Origin of the sequence: Streptomyces sp. NPDC058157, assembly GCF_042884105.1 — a bacterium.
GTDB lineage: Bacteria > Actinomycetota > Actinomycetes > Streptomycetales > Streptomycetaceae > Streptomyces.
Genome location: NZ_JBHVUQ010000352.1, coordinates 1 through 3,684, shown reverse-complemented (window position 1 = coordinate 3,684; position 3,684 = coordinate 1). Strand labels below are relative to the sequence as shown.

Genomic DNA, 3,684 nt, shown 5'->3' with positions numbered 1-3,684 from the left:
GTCCAGGACTCCGGGCCGTCGGTGCGGCGGAAGCGGTAGCGTTCCCCGGTGCCCGCCGGGGCGGGCTTCCAGCCGCGCCGGGCGGGGACCATGACCTCGAAGGTCTGGGCGACCGCGTCGGCGGCGAAGGCCGGTTCGAAGGGGGCCGGGTCGCCGGTGACGGACTCCGCGTCCCAGCGGTGGACGGCCTGTTCGATGGTCTGCACGCGCATCCAGAAGCCGCTGGTCCGCTCGGCCGACCAGCTCCACACCGGGACGTCCGGTCCCAGTTCCTCGAATGCGTCCGCCAGTTGCCGGGCGGCCTCGGCCGACCAGTCGAGGAGTTCCCCGGGGACGGGGCCGCGGTGCGGGGTGGCGTCGTGCCGGGGCCAGGCGGCGCGTACGGCCGGGTCCTCGGGGAGGTCGTAGAGGGCGGGGTCGGTGGGGTCGACGGGTTCGGTGTGGCGGCCGCGGAGGATGTGGGTGAGGTAGCGCTGGACGCTGCCGAGGTGTCCGGCGAGGTCGGCGAGGGACCAGCCGGGGCAGGAGGGCACCGGCGGGCCTTCCCCGCCGCCGTCGGCCGCCCGCCGCAGGGCCTTGTCGTAGGCCGCGGCCTCGGTGCGGAACACGCTGAGCCTGGTGTGGTGATCCATGCCGTCCACTGTGCCCCCGGGCGGGACGGTCCGGGTCAGGTTGCGCCGCGGGCGAAAGCCGTCAGGGCCCGCGCGGTGTCCGCTTCCAGGGCTTCGGCGCCGCAGGTGCGGGCGGTCAGCCGGGCGCGGTCGAGCAGGCCGGGGTCGCGGAGCTCGGTGCCGAGGGCGGCGAGGGCGCGGGCCAGCTCGTAGGCCGCCGGGGAGTCCTGCAGGAGGGTGACGGCCTCGGTCAGCAGGGCCGCGCGCCGCTCCGGCCGTGCGACCTCCGCCGCGACGCGCAGGGCCTGCCCGACGGCGGAGGGGGCGCCGAAGGCCCGGGCGCGATCGACGGCCCCGGCGGCCAGGGCCCGGGCCCGGTCGGGGTCCTCGGGGGCCAGCGCGCGGGCCAGGTGCAGCCGCCACGGGCACCAGGCCGGGTTCTGGATCCCGCGGGGACTCAGCCGGCGGTCCACCGCCTCCAGTTCGACGGCGGCCGCCTTGCGGTCCCCGGCGGCCAGGAGGAGTTCGGCGTACACGGTCTGGGAGTCGGGGAAGACCACGGCCGCGGGGAAGGGCTCCCCGTACTCGTGCTCCCGGGCCAGCCGCCAGGCCTCGTCGGTCCGGCCCCGGGCCAGGAGGGTGGTGATCAGGATGGTGATGGCGTACCAGTGCACGGGCGTGCGGCGGCCGACGCGTTCGGCGAGGCGCAGGCCGGCCCGGGCCAGTTCCTCGGCCTCGGTGAGGCGGCCGCGCCGGTGGCGGAGGTAGGCGCGGAGGCTGTAGGCGAAGGACAGGTGGGCGCCGTGCCAGCCCTGGCGTTCGAACTCGGCGGTGCCCGCCTCGAACAGCTCCTCGGCGCGGCCGGGCCGGTCGGCGTACATGTGGACCATGGCGGCGAGTACCGGGACCTCGAAGCCGCGGTCCTCGTGCGCCCAGCTGAAGGGCTGTTCCAGGACCCGTCCGGCGTGGTGGAGGGAGACCTCGCGGGGTTCGCCGCGCAGGCAGGCGTCCCAGGCGCGCAGCCCGATGACGTAGCGCTCGGTGAGGTCTCGGCCGGTGAGCCGGTCGGCGAGCTTGGCCAGGCGCCGGGAGCGGGCCGGGGAGTCGGGTTCGGCGGCGTCGAAGGCGTCCCACATGAACTGCTCGGACTGCAGGCGCAGCCGGGCGCGCGGGTCGTGGGCGCGGGGTATCTCGGCGGCGAGGAGTTCGGAGGCGGCGCGCAGGTGGTCGCTGTGGGCGAGGACCTGCGCGAGCCGGATGACGATGCCCTGGCGCAGCGCCGGGTCGTCGAAGGGCTCGGCGAGGGCGGCGCGCAGGTGGTTGACGGTGGTGGCGGGTTCGGTGAGCAGGGAGGCGCAGCCGAGTTCGTAGAGCACGGCGGCGCGTTCACCGAAGTCCGGGGGTTCCTGGAGGGCGCGGGCGAGCTGGCGGCGGGCGGCTTCGGGGGCGCCGGCCCGGAGGTTCTCGGTGGCGGCCTCGCGCAGGGTGCGCACCACCCAGGGGTCGTTCTCGGGGTGGGTCTCCAGGAGGTGGCGGGCGGCGGCGGAGGCGCCGAGTCCGGCGTCTACCACGGCGGCCGCGGCCTTGCCGTGGAGGGCGACGCGCAGGGCGTCGGGGATGGCGCGGTAGAGGGCGGTGGCGATCAGCGGGTGGACGAACTCCAGGCCGGTGTCCGCGTCGTCGGCGTCGGCCGGGGGCGCGGAGAGGATGCGGGCGTCGCGCAGCCGCCAGGTGGCGCCGGTGGCCTCCTCGGCGCCGACTCCGGCGACGCGGGCGGCGATCTGGCGGGGGATGGCGGTGCCGAGGACGGCGCAGGCCCAGGCGAAGCGGACGGTGGAGGGGCCGAGGCTGTGGAGCCGGGCGACGAGGCCGCTGCCGCGCTGGGCGGCGGCGAGGTCGTGCAGGAGCGGGGCGCTGGACTCCACGGGGGTGATGCCGCGGGCGCGGACCTTGGCGGTGAGTTCGACGGCCTCGAAGGGGTTGCCGGTGGTGACGGCCCAGGCCTCGTGGCAGAAGGCGTCCTCGGCGTGCGCCCCGACGGTCTCGCGGACGAGGGTGGCGACGGCGGCCTCGGTGAGCGGGGCGAGGGTCAGCGGGCGCCGGCCGGCCCGGCCGGGCAGGGTGCGGAAGGCCTCGGCGTGGGCGGGGAGTTCGTCGGGCCGGTAGGCGGTGACGAGGAGCAGCGGGAGGTGTTCGGCGCGCGGGGCGAACGCGGCGAGCCAGCCGAGGGATTCGGGGTCGGCCCAGTGGGCGTCGTCGAGGACGAGGACGACGGGGGCGCGCTGGACGGTGAGGTGGGTGAGCACCCAGTCGAGCCCGTCGCGCAGGCCCTGCGGGTCGGGCGGGGCGCCCTGTTCGGGGGCGCACAGGCCCAGGGCGGGGCCGACGATGGCGTACCAGCTGCCGAGTGCCTCGCGCAGTTCGGCCTCGGGGCGGCCGGCCAGCTGGGGCTGGATGAGCTGGCGGGCGACGTGGAAGGGCTGGTGCTGCTCCTGTTCGCCGCCGCGTGCGGCGAGGAGGGTGCAGGAGCGGGCGAGGGCGCGGCGGCGTACTTCGGCGAGGAGGGTGGTCTTGCCGAGTCCGGCGGGGCCGGAGAGGGCGAGGAGGCCGCCGACGGCGTCGGGGCCGGTGCCGGTGAGCCGGTCGAGGGCCTCGTCGACGGTGACGAGTTCCGTTTCGCGCTCGAAGAGCGTGCGCCGCGCACGGGTCCGGCGGTCCGTCATGGCTGGTACCCCCCAGGCCGGTTCGGGAGATCAGCCTACGCCCGACCCGGGCCCGGGGGCTCCCCCTATGGCCGAAGAACCCGATCTTCTCTCCGTGACGTTGTTTTGCCGGGACCGGGGGGGACGGGGGCCGGGCCGCGGGGCGGTCGGTGCCGTGGACCGGTTCGACGGCGGCCCGCCACGCACGGGGACCGGGGCCCGGTGTGCGGGGCGCCGGGAGACGGGCCCCCGGGACGAGGCGTGCGCTGCGCCCCCGGCCTCCGCACCCCGAGCCGGGCCTCGGCGTGCCGGGCGGTGGCGCCTGGCGGACCCGCGCCCGGTGACGGGTCGGGGCCCCGGCGGTTCGGGGC

Annotated in this window: 2 protein-coding genes; both read right to left on the bottom strand. The window is 77.3% G+C overall.

Translation table 11 applies throughout. From position 1 onward, the window contains the following. The coding region (locus ACFVXK_RS37555) for a maleylpyruvate isomerase N-terminal domain-containing protein (protein WP_389621555.1) at positions 1-632 on the bottom strand (632 nt) is incomplete at its 3' end. Between the two features lie 35 nt (positions 633-667). Beyond that, the gene (locus tag ACFVXK_RS37550) at positions 668-3,334 is read right to left on the bottom strand and encodes an ATP-binding protein (RefSeq protein WP_389621552.1); all 2,667 of its coding nucleotides are present in this window, start codon (positions 3,332-3,334) and stop codon (positions 668-670) included. Positions 3,335-3,684 lie beyond the last annotated feature (350 nt).